Origin of the sequence: Paraburkholderia sp. J67 (assembly GCF_905220265.1) — a bacterium.
Taxonomy (GTDB): Bacteria; Pseudomonadota; Gammaproteobacteria; order Burkholderiales; family Burkholderiaceae; genus Paraburkholderia.
Genome location: NZ_CAJMZK010000009.1, coordinates 266,365 through 279,499 on the forward strand (window position 1 = coordinate 266,365; position 13,135 = coordinate 279,499).

12 protein-coding genes are annotated in these 13,135 nt (G+C 62.9%); 7 read left to right on the forward strand and 5 right to left on the reverse strand.

From position 1 onward, the window contains the following. Positions 1-2: 2 nt before the first annotated feature. Complete coding sequence (betC, locus tag U5782_RS19245; RefSeq protein ID WP_322045450.1) at positions 3-1,538, reverse strand: choline-sulfatase; 1,536 nt, start codon at positions 1,536-1,538, stop codon at positions 3-5. A gap of 153 nt (positions 1,539-1,691) precedes the next feature. Between betC and U5782_RS19250 the strand changes: the two genes are divergently transcribed. The 6 genes from U5782_RS19250 (at position 1,692) to U5782_RS19275 (ending at position 7,848) form a co-directional block, all read left to right on the forward strand. Then, positions 1,692-2,666, forward strand: a complete 975-nt coding sequence (locus U5782_RS19250; RefSeq protein WP_415914366.1) for a choline sulfate utilization transcriptional regulator — start codon at positions 1,692-1,694, stop codon at positions 2,664-2,666. A 235-nt stretch (positions 2,667-2,901) separates the two neighbouring features. After that, positions 2,902-4,059, forward strand: coding sequence for a porin (locus tag U5782_RS19255; RefSeq protein ID WP_322045451.1), 1,158 nt, complete (start codon positions 2,902-2,904; stop codon positions 4,057-4,059). A 115-nt stretch (positions 4,060-4,174) separates the two neighbouring features. Further along, positions 4,175-5,176 carry a taurine ABC transporter substrate-binding protein gene (tauA, locus tag U5782_RS19260; RefSeq protein ID WP_322045452.1) on the forward strand — a complete coding sequence of 334 codons (1,002 nt, stop codon included), beginning with the start codon at positions 4,175-4,177 and terminating at the stop codon, positions 5,174-5,176. Positions 5,177-5,227: 51 nt separating this feature from the next. Then, positions 5,228-6,010: a taurine ABC transporter ATP-binding protein gene (locus tag U5782_RS19265; protein ID WP_322045453.1), complete on the forward strand. Its 783-nt coding sequence runs from the start codon at positions 5,228-5,230 to the stop codon at positions 6,008-6,010. Position 6,011: 1 nt separating this feature from the next. After that, on the forward strand, positions 6,012-6,884 hold the full coding sequence (tauC, locus tag U5782_RS19270) for a taurine ABC transporter permease TauC (RefSeq protein ID WP_322045454.1): 873 nt from the start codon (positions 6,012-6,014) through the stop codon (positions 6,882-6,884). Between the two features lie 139 nt (positions 6,885-7,023). Continuing rightward, on the forward strand, positions 7,024-7,848 hold the full coding sequence (locus U5782_RS19275; RefSeq protein ID WP_322045455.1) for a VOC family protein: 825 nt from the start codon (positions 7,024-7,026) through the stop codon (positions 7,846-7,848). A gap of 74 nt (positions 7,849-7,922) precedes the next feature. On the opposite strand, the gene groL is transcribed toward U5782_RS19275, so the two are convergent. The 4 genes from groL to U5782_RS19295 all read right to left on the reverse strand — a co-directional run bounded on the left by groL (position 7,923) and on the right by U5782_RS19295 (position 11,894). Then, a complete protein-coding gene (gene groL / locus U5782_RS19280) occupies positions 7,923-9,551 on the reverse strand; it encodes a chaperonin GroEL (protein ID WP_322045456.1) in 1,629 nt (542 codons plus the stop codon). A 31-nt stretch (positions 9,552-9,582) separates the two neighbouring features. Next, positions 9,583-9,873, reverse strand: coding sequence for a co-chaperone GroES (locus U5782_RS19285; protein ID WP_322045457.1), 291 nt, complete (start codon positions 9,871-9,873; stop codon positions 9,583-9,585). A 132-nt stretch (positions 9,874-10,005) separates the two neighbouring features. Continuing rightward, positions 10,006-10,818 (reverse strand): hypothetical protein, encoded by an 813-nt coding sequence (locus U5782_RS19290; RefSeq protein WP_322045458.1) that lies wholly within the window; start codon positions 10,816-10,818, stop codon positions 10,006-10,008. Between the two features lie 44 nt (positions 10,819-10,862). Then, positions 10,863-11,894, reverse strand: a complete 1,032-nt coding sequence (locus U5782_RS19295) for a LacI family DNA-binding transcriptional regulator (protein ID WP_322045459.1) — start codon at positions 11,892-11,894, stop codon at positions 10,863-10,865. Between the two features lie 143 nt (positions 11,895-12,037). On the opposite strand from U5782_RS19295, the gene U5782_RS19300 reads away from it, so the two are divergent. Next, entirely contained in the window at positions 12,038-13,111 is a 1,074-nt protein-coding gene (locus U5782_RS19300; protein WP_322045460.1) for a sugar ABC transporter substrate-binding protein, read from the forward strand. The last annotated feature ends 24 nt before the right edge of the window (positions 13,112-13,135 follow it).

Sequence of the window (13,135 nt, forward strand, 5' to 3'; positions counted from 1 at the left end):
ACCTACCGAACGCGCGGCAATCGCGCGTTCTCCTCCAGCGAATCGAGATCGAGATGACTGCGGATATAGCGCTCGCTCGCGCGCATGTTCGGCTGCCAGTCCCAATGCTCGATGCGGCCCTGGCGCGTGGCGCGAAAATGGAAGCTGCGGCGGCGCTGGCTCGCGAGCACGGCCTCATGGAGAACATCGAGATCCCATCGGCGCGCTACCTCGGCACGTAGTTCCGCGCACTGTTGCGCATGAGCGGGATCGCTGGCGAGATTGCGCAACTCCTGCGGATCATCGCGCAGATCGAAAAGCTGTTCGGGGTCCGCTGGCGAATAGACGTATTTATAGCGATCGCGTCGGATCATCACGATGGGCGCAATCGCGCCCTCGCCCAGATATTCACCGATCGCCTCGTCGTGGGCCGACTCTCGATGCAGATGCGGTACGAGGCTGTGCCCGTCGATTGCATCGGGCCATGCGGTGCGTCGCTCGCCCGTCGCCATCTCCACGAGCGTAGGCAGCAGATCGACGTGCGAGACGGACGCGCTCACGCGAGCCGGTGCGAAGCGGCCCGGCGCGTGGACGATCAACGGCACGCGCGCCGCTCCTTCGAAAAAGCTCATCTTGTACCAGAGGCCGCGCTCGCCCAGCATGTCGCCGTGATCGGTGGTGAAGATCACGATGGTGTCGTCGGCGAGACCCGTTGCCTTCAGCGTGTCGAGGATCGCGCCGAACTGATCGTCCAGATACGAGAGCGCGCCGTAGTAGGCGCGCCGTGCGTTGCGCACGTGTTGCGGCGTGATGGGATCGCGGTCGATCTCGCACGCTTCGCGCAAACGGCGCGAATGCGGGTCGCTCTCTTCGTAGTCGAGCGTCACTTTCGGCAAGTCGATCTCTTCGCCCTCATAGCGATCCCAGTATTCACGCGCAATCGCATACGGATCGTGCGGATGCGTGAACGACGCGACCATCATGAAGGGCCGCGTATCCTTGCCGCTCGCCTGATCGCGGGCGATATCGAAGAGATGCTGGCGCGCCGTGTAGCCCACTTCGTCGTCGAAGTCGAGTTGGTTCGTGCGCACGCAGGGCCCCGCGTCGAACACCGAACTCATGTTGTGATACCAGCTCTGGCGACGCTGCGGCTCGGACCAGTCCGGCACCCAGCCGAAATCGGCGGGATAGATGTCCGTGGTCAGGCGCGTTTCGAAGCCATGCAACTGGTCGGGTCCGCAGAAGTGCATCTTGCCCGAGAGCGCCGTGCGATAGCCGGCCTCGCGCAGATAGTGCGCGAACGTGAGCGTCTGCGCGGGCAACTCGGCGGCATTGTCGTATGCGCCGATGCGTGAAGGCAGGCTGCCCGCCATCAGTGCGTAGCGCGACGGGGCGCACAATGGACTCGCGCAATAGGCGGAATCGAACACGACGCCTTCGCGCGCGAGCGCGTCGATGCGTGGCGTCTTCGAGACCGTGTTGCCGTAGGCGCGCAGCGCGGCGGGCGTGACCTGGTCGCCCATGAGGATAAGGATATTCGGTTTCGCGATATGAGCCATGTTCAGGCGTCGATAGAATGAACGAATGCGGGTGCAGCGGCGCCGTCACCCCGACTCATTGCACCTTAACGAGCAGGTACGGCTGCGTGAACCCCTCGCGCGCTTATGAGTGCATAAGCACGGCGTGCCCCCTTGTGCCTTCTCGTCAGCCCCATGACTACCGCCATCGACATGACCGCGAATCTCGCCCGGCCCTCGCGCACCGCACGCGACACGGCTCAAGACCGTCTGCCGCCGATGCAGGCGCTGCTCGCCTTCGAATCGGCGGCGCGCCTGAAAAGCTTTACCGCCGCCGCGCGCGAGCTGGGCACCACGCAGCCCGCCGTGAGCCAGCGCATCGTGCAACTCGAAGCCGATCTGGGCGCGCCGCTGTTTGCGCGCGGCCATCGCGGCGTCACGCTCACGCCCGAAGGCGAGCGGCTCTTCGATACTGTGCGCACGAGTCTGGAAACGATCCGCGCGACCGCGGCCGACATCCGCACGAGCCGCGCGGACAAGGCGCTCACGATCCTCACCGATCCGGGTTTCGCCGCCTACTGGCTGATGCCGCGCCTCGCCTCGCTCAAACATGCGATGCCCACGCTCGACGTCAATATCGTGACTTCGCAGGCGGCCTACGATCCGCAGCGCGATCAGGCAGACGTGGCCATTGCATTCGGCGATGGCAACTGGAAGCCTTGCACGTCCACGCGCCTGTTCGCCGAACAGGTCACGCCGGTCTGCTCGCCCGCCTTTCTCGACGCGCATCGCGCTATCGCCCAGCCGCACGATCTGGCCACGCTGCCGTTGCTGCATGTGAATGCGCCGCAACCCGCGCGCTGGCTCGCGTGGGATTCGTGGTTCGCGGCGCACGGTCTTCCGCCGCCCGAATCCGCGAGCAGCGCCACTTTCAACAGCTATTCGCTCGTCATTCAGGCGGCGCTGCTCGGTCACGGCGTGGCGCTGGGCTGGACGCCGCTCGTGGACGATCTGATCGGCAAAGGTTTGCTGGTGCGCCTGCTCGACGCGCCCGTGACCACCGAACGCGGCTACTTCCTCGTGCGCCCGCCCGCACGCCCCGAAGCGCCCGCCGTGCAGCGCTTTCGGCGCTGGCTCTTCAGCGTGTGCGAAAACGAGGCCACGGTATGACGATGTGAAGTGCCGATGTGAAGCACGCCCCGCATAAGCGCGTCTTATGACCGAATAACGGGGCGGTGTCTTCACGGGTGCGATGTGCGTCGGCGATAGTGGCGGCTCGGTCACTTCCCGGCACGCTGCGATAGTTCGGATTCCAAATCACCTGGCGATATACGCTTATTCCGCCGGCTGATAAGGCGTCTCGATCTTGCGCGATGCCATCCTCGCCACTCCACGCGCCCACATCATGCAAACAAGAAAAACGATAGCTTCCTCACCGACCCTGCGCGGCATCGCCGCCGCGCTCGCGCTCGCCGCCGCACCGCTCGCTCACGCACAAAGCAGCGTGACGCTCTACGGCATCCTCGACGCGGGTGTCACCTACGTCAGCAATAGCGGCGGCTCGCATCTGGTCGAATTCGGCGACGGCGTCTCCTACGGTAATCGCTGGGGCGTCAAGGGCACCGAAGACCTGGGCGGGGGTCTGTCCGCCGTATTCGTGCTGGAAAGCGGCTTTCATCTGGGCAATGGCCAACTGGGCTTCGGCGGCGCCGAATTCGGCCGTCAAGCCTATGTGGGCCTCTCGAATCAATGGGGCACACTCTCGTTCGGCGACCAGCTCGACATGACCGAGGAAATGGTCTACGCCTACAATATTTCCGCGTGGGGCAGCGGCTACGCGATCCACCAAGGGGACTTCGACCGCTTCAACGGCGACCGCCTGCCCAATTCGGTCAAATTCCTTTCGAAAGATTTCGGCGGCTTTACGTTCGGCGGCATGTGGTCGTTCGGCAATGTCGCCGGCGATTTCCATAAGGACAGCGCCTATAGCGTAGGCGCGCATTTCGTGCGCGGCAGTTTCACCATTGGCGCGGCTTACACGCAATTGAATAACCCCAGCGGCATTTACGCTTTCGACCCTTACGCGATGATCGGCACCCGCACGTTTCTGGGCCAACCCACCGTCAGCGTGAATCCCACCACGGGCGCCGTCACGGATCTCTACGCGAATACGAGCTTCCCCGTGGACCGCCAGGGCACCTTCGGCGTAGGCACGAGCTACGCGATCGGCACCGTCACGCTGATGGGCAACTACACCTACACGACCATCAAGGCCTTCGGCAACAGCTCGCATATGCAGGTCGCCGAAGGCGGCGCCGACTGGCAGATCACCCCGGCATTCAGCGCGATCGGCGGCTACCAGTACACCCATTTCGAGGGTCATCACTGGAACCAGCTTTCGGCGGGCTTGCACTATCTGTTGTCCAAACGCACCGATGTCTATATTTCCGGCGACTGGCTCAAAGCCTCGCAAGGCGTGGACGCCGTGATCGGCTATAGTTTCGCGCCATCGAGCACGACAACGCAGACAGACGTGCGTATCGGCATGCGCCATTCCTTCTGATTCGTTCTGACGCGCGCAGGCATATGCAATGCACGTTTGCTTCGTTCGTGCCCTGCACCGCCGACGCTAAGCTGACACCATCTCTCATCGAACGACACACCGGGGCAGAAAGAACATGAAACTCAAGCGACTCCTCCAGACTATCGCCGCGCCTGCGGCACTCGCGTTCGTCGTCGTGCACGGCACGGCTGCCCGCGCGGAAACCGTCAATATCGCCTATCAATATGGCGCCGATCCGGCCAAGCTCGCACAAGCAAGCGCCGCCTACGAGAAGGCGACAGGCTGGACCATCAACTGGCGTCGCTTCGACACGGGCGCCGATATCGTCGCCGCGCTGGCTTCGGGCGATATCCAGATCGGCGATGTGGGGTCGAGCCCGTTTGCCGCTGCGGTGAGCCGCGGCGTGCCGGTCGAAGCCGTCGTGCTCAACGCGCTCACGGGCGGCTCGGAAGCGCTCGTCGTGCGTAATGGCGCGCATATCGACAAGCCGCAGGATCTGATCGGCAAGACCATCGCTACGCCCTATGTGTCCACGGCGCACTACAGTCTGCTCGCCGCGCTCAAGCACTGGGGCATCAAGCCGGATCAGGTGCATATCGTCAACCTCGGGCCGACGGAGACGGTCGCCGCATGGGCGCGCGGCGAAATCGACGCGGCCTATACGTGGGACCCCGCGCTCGGCAAGGCGAAGGAAAGCGGCCACGTGCTGGTCGATTCGGCGCAGGTCGGCAAATGGGGTTCACCCACGTTCGACCTGTGGGCCGTGCGCAAGGACTTCGCACAGGCGCATCCCGAGTTCGTGCAGAAGTTCGTGGGCGTGACGCTCAACGCGATTTCCGACTATCGTGCGAATGGCAAGGCGTGGACGGCTTCGTCCCCGCAGGTGGCCGCGATTTCGAAACTCTCCGGTGCGAGCCCCGCCGACGTACCGCAATTGCTCGCCGGCAACGAGTATCCCGACGCGGCGCAACAGCGTTCGCCGACTCTCCTTGGCGGCGGCACGGCGAAGGCCGTGGGCGCAACGGCGCGTTTCCTCGAAGAGCAGAAGAAGATCGATCAGGCGCTGCCCGATTACAGCGCCGCGATCACGCCGCGTTTCGTTGCGGCCGCCAAGTAACTGGATGCAATGCATGAAGGGCGCACCTCGTGTGCGCCCGGGGAGTCGAATATGGCTGAGCTGAAAGCAGAACGCGTCAGCGTCATTTATGAAAGCGCGCGCGGCGCGCTCACCGCGCTGCAGGACGTGTCGGTGTCGGTGCAAAGCGGCGAGATTGTCGTGGCGCTCGGCGCATCGGGTTGCGGCAAGAGCACCTTGCTCTCGCTGCTCGCCGGGTTTCAGCAGCCCACGTCGGGCACTGTGACGCTCGACGGCGTCGTTGTGAACGGGCCGCACGCGAGCCGCGGCGTGGTGTTCCAGGACGATGCGCTGATGCCGTGGCTCAACGTGATCGACAACGTCTCGTTCGGCCTGCGCATGCAGGGCGCGAGCCGTGCTCAACGCGAGAAACGCGCGGCCGAGGTGCTCGATCTCGTGAAGCTCGGCGGCTTCGAGCATCATCGCATCGGCGAGATTTCCGGCGGCATGCGTCAGCGCGTGGGACTCGCGCGCGCGCTCGCAGCCGACCCCGCCTTTCTGCTGATGGACGAACCGCTTGGCGCGCTCGACGCGCTGACGCGCGAGCGTATGCAGAGTCTGCTGCTCGATGTGTGGAAGCAAACCAGCAAAGGCATCTTCCTCATCACGCACAGCATCGAGGAAGCCGTGCTGCTCTCGACCGAATTGCTGATTCTCTCGCCGCGCCCCGGGCGCGTGGTGGCGCGCCATCGGCTCGACTTCGCGCGCCGTTACGCGCAAGGCGAATCGCTGCGCTCGATCCGCAGCGATCCCGCATTCACCGCGATCCATCTGGAGTTGCTCGACCAACTCATGCGCGAAACCGAAGGAGCCTGATATGGCGTTCAACGACACCACCGCCGCGACGCTTTCGGCCCCTGACGCCACTACGAATGCGCCCAATGACAGCAGCGCCGCACCACGCGCGCGCAGCGACGCCCCGCGCTTTCACGCAGGCCATGCGGCAAGCGCGGCGACGCTCGGCTCACTGCTCGCGCTCTGGTGGCTCGCGAGCCATCTGCAATGGCTGCCGCCCGTGCTGCTGCCCACGCCCGAAGCGGTCGTGCGCAAGCTCGGGCGCCTCTACACCGACGGCTTCGACGACGCCACGCTCACGCAGCATCTGGCCGCCAGCCTTACACGCATCGCGCTGGCTTTTTCGCTCGCGCTGGTGACCGCAATTCCGGCGGGCATCGCCATCGCCACGAGCCGCATCGCACGCGGGATACTCGACCCCATCATCGAGTTCTATCGCCCGGTGCCGCCGCTCGCCTATCTGCCGCTGATGGTGATCTGGTTCGGCATCGGCGAACTCTCGAAGGTGCTACTGATTTACCTCACGATCTTCGCGCCGCTGACCATCGCGACCGCATCGGGTGCGAGCCGCGTGGCGAAAACCCGGCTGCTGGCGGCTGCATCGCTGGGCGCAACGCGTCTGCAATTGCTCGTTCATGTGGTGCTGCCGAGCGCGCTGCCCGAGATCCTCACCGGCGTGCGCATCGCGCTGGGCGCGGGCTGGTCCACGCTCGTCGCGGCCGAGTTGATCGCGGCCACACGCGGTCTGGGTTTCATGGTGTATTCGGCTTCGCGCTTTCTCGTCACCGATGTCGTGATTGCCGGGATCCTGCTGATCGGCGCCATCGCACTCGTGCTTGAACTCGGTTTGCGCGCACTGCAACGCAAGCTGACGCCTTGGCACGCTGAAGGCTGAATCTCCCTCCTCATTGCTCTTGCGCGCGCGATGTGAAAGTCGCGCGCGTTTCGCTTCATATCGTTCCCACCATTGCTTCGTTGCCTCCTTGCGCGGCGAAATCTAGTCTGGTCTTTCACCCTTCTGGAGAGACCCGACCATGTCCTTGCCGCTCGACCACGTCGTCATTCGCGTTGAAGATCTCGAACAGGCCATTGCCGATTTCAGCGAGACCGGCTTTACGGTGCAGCGCGGCGGCATCCATGCGGACGGCACCACCCATCATGCGGTGATCGGCTTCGCCGACGGCAGCTTTATCGATCTCACAGCCTCATTGCCAGACGCTCGCGCAGTACGCGAGCCGCGCTGGCCGCACAGCGTCCAAAGCTCAGGCAAAGGATTTGGCGCTTTTGCGCTGCTCACGCAAGCGGTGCCGGATTCAATCGACACGGCACGCACGCGCGGACTGCATTACGAAGGCCCGACTCCCGGCGGACGCATCCGGCCAGACGGTACGCGTATCGAATGGCAAAGCGCGCTGCCCATCACGCGCGATCTCCCTTTGCTGTGCAGCGATCTCACGCCACGATTTCTGCGCTCGGCGGCTGGCGATGCGCAGCGGCATGCGAATGGCGCGCAAGGGATCGCGAGTGTGGCAATCGTCGTGAAAGATCTTGAAGCCAGTGTGGAGCGCTATCGCGCGCTCTATGGCAATCCGTTCGGCGTTCACCGGGCTGAGCTACCCGGCCACGCGGTACGACTCGCGACCTTTTCTAGCGGAACAACGACTCTAACGCTGCTATCCCCGCACGACACCGGCACGCCCAATGGCGTGAACGCGCTGACCTCAGACCTCTACGCGCATCTTTCCACGCAAGGCGAAGGCCTATTCGGCGTGACGCTTGCCACCTCGCACGCGAGCAATGCAAGAGTGCTGCCTTCCGTACTCACTCACGGATCACGGCTTGAGCTGGCAGTACGATAAGGATGCCTTATCGTACTGCACAATAAAAAAAGCCGGGAAACCTCCCGGCTTTTGTTCACTTCGGTAAGCCCCGATCAGAACCCCAGATCCGGCCCACCCGGCGCGCCTGCGGGCGCAGCCGCTGCCTTCGGCGACTCGTGCACGGTCGCATCGGTCGTGAGCAGCAAGCCCGCCACCGAAGCCGCATTCTGCAACGCCGTGCGCGTCACCTTGGTCGGGTCGAGCACGCCCTTCTCCACCAGGTCACCATACTGCCCGGTCGCCGCGTCGTAGCCGAAATTACCCGTGCCTTCCGCCACCTTTGCCGCCACCACGCTCGCTTCCTCGCCCGCATTGGTCACGATCTGGCGCAGCGGTTCTTCGAGCGCCCGCAGCACGATCTTCACCCCGGCGGTCTGGTCGGCGTTATTGCCCTTGAGGTCGAGAATCGCACCGCGCACGCGGATCAGCGCCACGCCGCCGCCCGGCACGATGCCTTCTTCCACGGCCGCGCGCGTAGCGTGCAGCGCGTCGTCCACGCGGTCCTTCTTCTCCTTCACTTCGATTTCAGTCGCGCCGCCCACCTTGATGACGGCCACGCCGCCCGCGAGTTTCGCCACGCGCTCCTGAAGCTTTTCGCGGTCGTAATCGGAAGTGGCTTCCTCGATCTGCAGACGGATCTGCTTGACGCGCGCCTCGATGGCCACTGCTTCGCCCGCGCCGTCGATCACCGTGGTGTTCTCCTTGCCCACCTCGATGCGCTTGGCCTGGCCCAGTTCAGCAAGCGTGGCCTTTTCGAGCGTGAGACCGGTTTCCTCGGCGATCACCTGGCCACCCGTGAGGATGGCGATATCTTCGAGCAGCGCACGGCGACGATCGCCGAAGCCCGGTGCCTTCACCGCAACGGTCTTTAGCACCCCGCGAATATTGTTGACGACCAGCGTGGCGAGCGCCTCGCCTTCGATATCCTCGGCGATCAGCAGCAGCGGACGCCCGGCCTTCGCCACCTGCTCCAGCACCGGCAGCAGATCGCGGATGTTCGAGATCTTCTTGTCGAACAGCAGGATGAACGGATTGTCGAGTTCCGCAATCTGCTTTTCCTGATTGTTGATGAAGTAAGGCGAGAGGTAACCGCGATCGAATTGCAGGCCTTCCACCACGTCGAGTTCATCGGCGAGCGATTTGCCATCTTCCACTGTGATGACGCCTTCCTTGCCCACGCGGTCGATGGCTTCCGCAATGCGCTGGCCAATCGACTCTTCGCCGTTGGCCGAGATGGTCGCCACCTGGGCGATCTCCTTGCTCGTGGTGGTCGGCTTGCTGATCTTCCTGAGTTCCTCGACCGCAGCCGTCACGGCCTTGTCGATACCGCGCTTCAGATCGAGCGGATTGAGGCCCGCCGCCACGTACTTCTGCCCTTCGCGCACGATGGCCTGGGCGAGCACGGTGGCCGTGGTGGTGCCGTCGCCAGCCGCGTCGCTGGTCTTCGAGGCGACTTCCTTCACGATCTGTGCGCCGATGTTCTGAAGCTTGTCGGCCAGTTCCACTTCCTTCGCTACCGACACGCCGTCCTTGGTGACGACGGGCGCGCCGAAGCTGCGTTCGAGCACGACGTTGCGGCCCTTGGGACCGAGCGTGACCTTGACGGCGTCGGCGAGAATGTTCACGCCTTCGATCAGTTTCGTGCGGGCGATGTCGCCAAATACGATGTCTTTGGATGCCATGATGCGTTTCTCTCTCAGGCGCTAAGCCGGATTATTGATTGACGACTGCGACGATGTCTTCTTCGCGCAGTACGAGGAGTTCGTCGCCGTTGACCTTGACGGTCTGGCCAGAATATTTGCCGAACAGCACGCGATCGCCCACGTTCAGATCGGGCGCAATGCGGCGGCCGTCGTTGTCGCGCCGGCCCGGACCCACGGCGAGCACCTCGCCCTGGTCGGGTTTTTCGGCGGCGCTATCGGGAATCACGATGCCCGATGCGGTGCGGGTTTCCTGATCGAGTCGTTTGACGATCACGCGATCGTGCAATGGGCGCAGGCTCATGAGCGTATTCCTTGGCGGTTTCTGGCACTCGCCTCATGCGAGTGCTGATGGAAACCGAGTATAGAAAGACGCTGCGCGGCGCTCCAATAACGGATTGGCAGATCGATATGAATCAATCACGGGCTATGGATATCACTGAGGCGTAGATGCACTGGCCGACGCTCGCTGCGTCGTCAACCAATTTTGAATCGCCTTGAGCACGGCGGGTTCGATGCCGAGAAACCCGTGCGGTGACTCGGCGCCACAGCGTTGCGCACGATTGTCTTCACCTTCGCTCGAATCGAATTCGATGTACTCGTAGTGGCGATTCGACGCGAGCCGTTTAGCAATATCGGCAGGCGATGCCTGGCATTGATCGCGCACATTCGAGACCACCAGCACGCGGTTTTGCGTGCCGTCCACGTCGAGATCGGCGATAGTCGCTTCGTGCTTGCGCGAAACGGTCACGGGCGATGTCAGCACGAATGCATCGGCGATCTTTGCGTCGCGCGCCAGCGCGTTGCCCACCGAGACCGTGCCCGAACTCGTGCCAACGAGCGCGATCTTCGCGTTGGGAAAACGCTCGCGCACGATCTTCAGGATTGCCTGGGTATCGGCAAACGAATCCTTGCCGTGGCGGAAATCGTCATCGACGCCTTCCGGATGATCGGACGGTGTATCGACCAGCACGACGGCGTCGCCCGCGTCGATCCAGTGCTGCGCTGAACGAATCAGAAAATTGCTCTTGAGCGTCGTGGCGCCGCCGGCCCCAAGATGCAAAGCGCCCGGCGTGCCGCCGAACAGCACGACCACCCAGGCGGGCTGCTGCGCAGGCGTGGCGATGAAAAGGCTTTGCGTGACGCCCTCGCGGGTGGGGAACGTCACGAGATCGCCCTGTTCGAGCGGATTGGCCTGCGCATTCGCCATCAAGAGACTCACAGCCAGCGTGCAGAAAAGACGTTTCATCGCTGCGTTCCTTTATCTGATCCTGTAACGACGAACATGGCCGATCAAAATTGCATCGGCAGATTTTCCTGCATATAAATCGAAATCGGCGTCTGCAATGGCAGCCCGGAAGGCGTGCCGCGATTGTAGTGTCCGAGTATGACTTCGACCGCGCGCACGGCCTCGACGAACGGACTCTGATCGAGCACTGCGTCCATCACGCCTTCTATAAGCAGCGCACGGCTCACCGGCGTGAGTTCGTGGCCGATCAAGACGATCTCATGCTCCCGCTTCATGGCCTTGAGCGCGCGCACGACGCCCTCATCGCCCACGGAGATGTTGTAGATTCCGCGCAGATCGGGATACTTTTTGAATGCATCGCGCGTGAGCCGCTCGGTCGAACGCGCGTCCTCGCGACTCTCGACGGTCGCCACGACTTCGCAGGCCGGAAAGCGGCGGCGCAGCACCGAGCGAAACGCGCCATCGCGCTCCTCGTGGCCGAGATACGTGCGCAGCCCCGCGATCACCATGATCTGCCCGCCCTCGCGGCCGACGAAGCGCCCCATCAACTCGCCTGCGATACGTCCGGCACAGCGGTTGTCGATGCCCACGTACGCGAGCCGCCCGCTATCGGGCAAATCGCTTGCCAGCGTCACCACAGGCATCTTCTTCGCGACGCGCGAGACCGCATCGACCACTAGCGGATGCTCATAGGCGACAACGATCATCGCATCGGCCTTTTGCGCGGCGCGCTCGATGACTTTCGCGAGCGACTGCGGTTCGAGGTCATCGAAGAAGGTCACGCTGCATAGGACGCGATAAGTCTCGAACGACTTCTGCGCCAGCTCGAACCCTTGCTGAAGCGCCGCATAGTAGGGCGAAGCCGGGTTCTGCGTGACGATGGCGATACGCAGCCAGCGCACCGAGACCTCATGCAGCGCACGGTCGATCTTGAGCGAGCGCGCCGCTTGCAGCACGCTTGCCTCTTTCGCGCGCGAGACGCCGCCGCGCCCATTCAACACCCGCTCCACGGTCGCATAGCTCACGCCCGCCGCCTGGGCGACGTCCTCCATCGTGGGCTTTTTTCTCGCTGTCATGCGCACCTCGTTGATGAGGAAAAGTCCTCAAGATTCCGTTTGAGAGCCGGGATTCCATCAACTACATTCTATTCGTCATTGGCGCCACGACGCTGCAAGAAAAACGCGCTGGGCACACGAGCATTCACAAAGGAGGCAGCAACATGGAGAAGACAGATTCTGGCCGGGCACGGCGCGCGTTCCTGGCACTAAGCCGCTTTAGTACGATCAGTGCGCTTACGGCAGCGCTCACACTGGCTACGGCTTTGGGCGCGGGCAGCGCAGCCGCCGAAGAGCGCTTCGTGATGGTGAGTCACGGCTCGGATTCGAACGTCTGGTGGAATACCGTCAAGAACGGCATGCGAGACGCGAGCGAGGATTTCAACGTGCAGGTTGATTACCGTAATCCGCCCACTGGCGATACGGGCGACATGGTGCGCATTCTCGAGCAGGCTGCCGCGCGCAACTACGCGGGTGTCATTACCACAGTGCCCAACTTCGAGATGATCCAGAAGGGTTTGGGCGGCGTGAAGGCCAAACATATTCCACTCATGACGATCAATGGCGGCCCCACCGATGGCATGAAGCTTGGGGCAATCCTGCATGTGGGACAGCCTGAGTATGAAGCTGGCAAGGCCGCTGGCGAGCGGGCCAAGGCGGCCGGCGTGCACAACTTCCTGTGCGTCAATCATGGCGCCGATATTCAGGCGCTGTGGGATCGGTGTAAAGGGTTCGCTGACGCTATTGGGGTGGACTACAAGAAGTCCACGATGGATAGTGGGGAAGATCCCACCATTATTCAAAGCAAGGTGGCCGCTTATCTGCGGTCGCATCCGGATACGCAGGCGATTCTCGCTCTTGGGCCCGATCAGGCGATCGGGGTGCTACGCGGTGTGGCTGATTCTGGCAAGGCCGGCAAGATCTATCTCGCCACTTTCGATCTCTCGCCCGATATTCTTAAAGCCATTCAGTCTGGGCAGATCGCTTTTGCTATCGATCAGCAGCCTTATTTGCAAGGCTATCTTTCTGTGGCCGCTATGGCTATTGCCGTACGCGATAAGACTCATGATCCTGTGCGGATTGTCGCTGCGCTCAAGGGCGATAAGAAGGTCGCTGCGCGGCTCGATAAGTATGGGCTTAAGCCCGTGTATACCGGTTCTAGTGTGAGTTCTGGGCCTAGCTTTGTTACTCGTGAGAATCTTGCTGTTGTGCAGCAGTTTGCTGGGTCTTATCGGTAAGCGCTTTTTTTCGTGGTTCTGGCA

Excerpts from the sequence above, each read along its gene's own strand:
- tauC (WP_322045454.1), top strand. The coding sequence starts at position 6,012 with ATGGCGTTCAACGACACCACCGCCGCGACGCTTTCGGCCCCTGACGCC.
- U5782_RS19275 (WP_322045455.1), top strand. The coding sequence starts at position 7,024 with ATGTCCTTGCCGCTCGACCACGTCGTCATTCGCGTTGAAGATCTCGAA.
- U5782_RS19295 (WP_322045459.1), bottom strand. The coding sequence starts at position 11,894 with ATGACAGCGAGAAAAAAGCCCACGATGGAGGACGTCGCCCAGGCGGCG.
- U5782_RS19250 (WP_415914366.1), top strand. The coding sequence starts at position 1,692 with ATGACTACCGCCATCGACATGACCGCGAATCTCGCCCGGCCCTCGCGC.
- betC (WP_322045450.1), bottom strand. The coding sequence starts at position 1,538 with ATGGCTCATATCGCGAAACCGAATATCCTTATCCTCATGGGCGACCAG.
- U5782_RS19290 (WP_322045458.1), bottom strand. The coding sequence starts at position 10,818 with ATGAAACGTCTTTTCTGCACGCTGGCTGTGAGTCTCTTGATGGCGAAT.
- U5782_RS19285 (WP_322045457.1), bottom strand. The coding sequence starts at position 9,873 with ATGAGCCTGCGCCCATTGCACGATCGCGTGATCGTCAAACGACTCGAT.
- U5782_RS19265 (WP_322045453.1), top strand. The coding sequence starts at position 5,228 with ATGGCTGAGCTGAAAGCAGAACGCGTCAGCGTCATTTATGAAAGCGCG.
- U5782_RS19300 (WP_322045460.1), top strand. The coding sequence starts at position 12,038 with ATGGAGAAGACAGATTCTGGCCGGGCACGGCGCGCGTTCCTGGCACTA.
- U5782_RS19255 (WP_322045451.1), top strand. The coding sequence starts at position 2,902 with ATGCAAACAAGAAAAACGATAGCTTCCTCACCGACCCTGCGCGGCATC.
- groL (WP_322045456.1), bottom strand. The coding sequence starts at position 9,551 with ATGGCATCCAAAGACATCGTATTTGGCGACATCGCCCGCACGAAACTG.
- tauA (WP_322045452.1), top strand. The coding sequence starts at position 4,175 with ATGAAACTCAAGCGACTCCTCCAGACTATCGCCGCGCCTGCGGCACTC.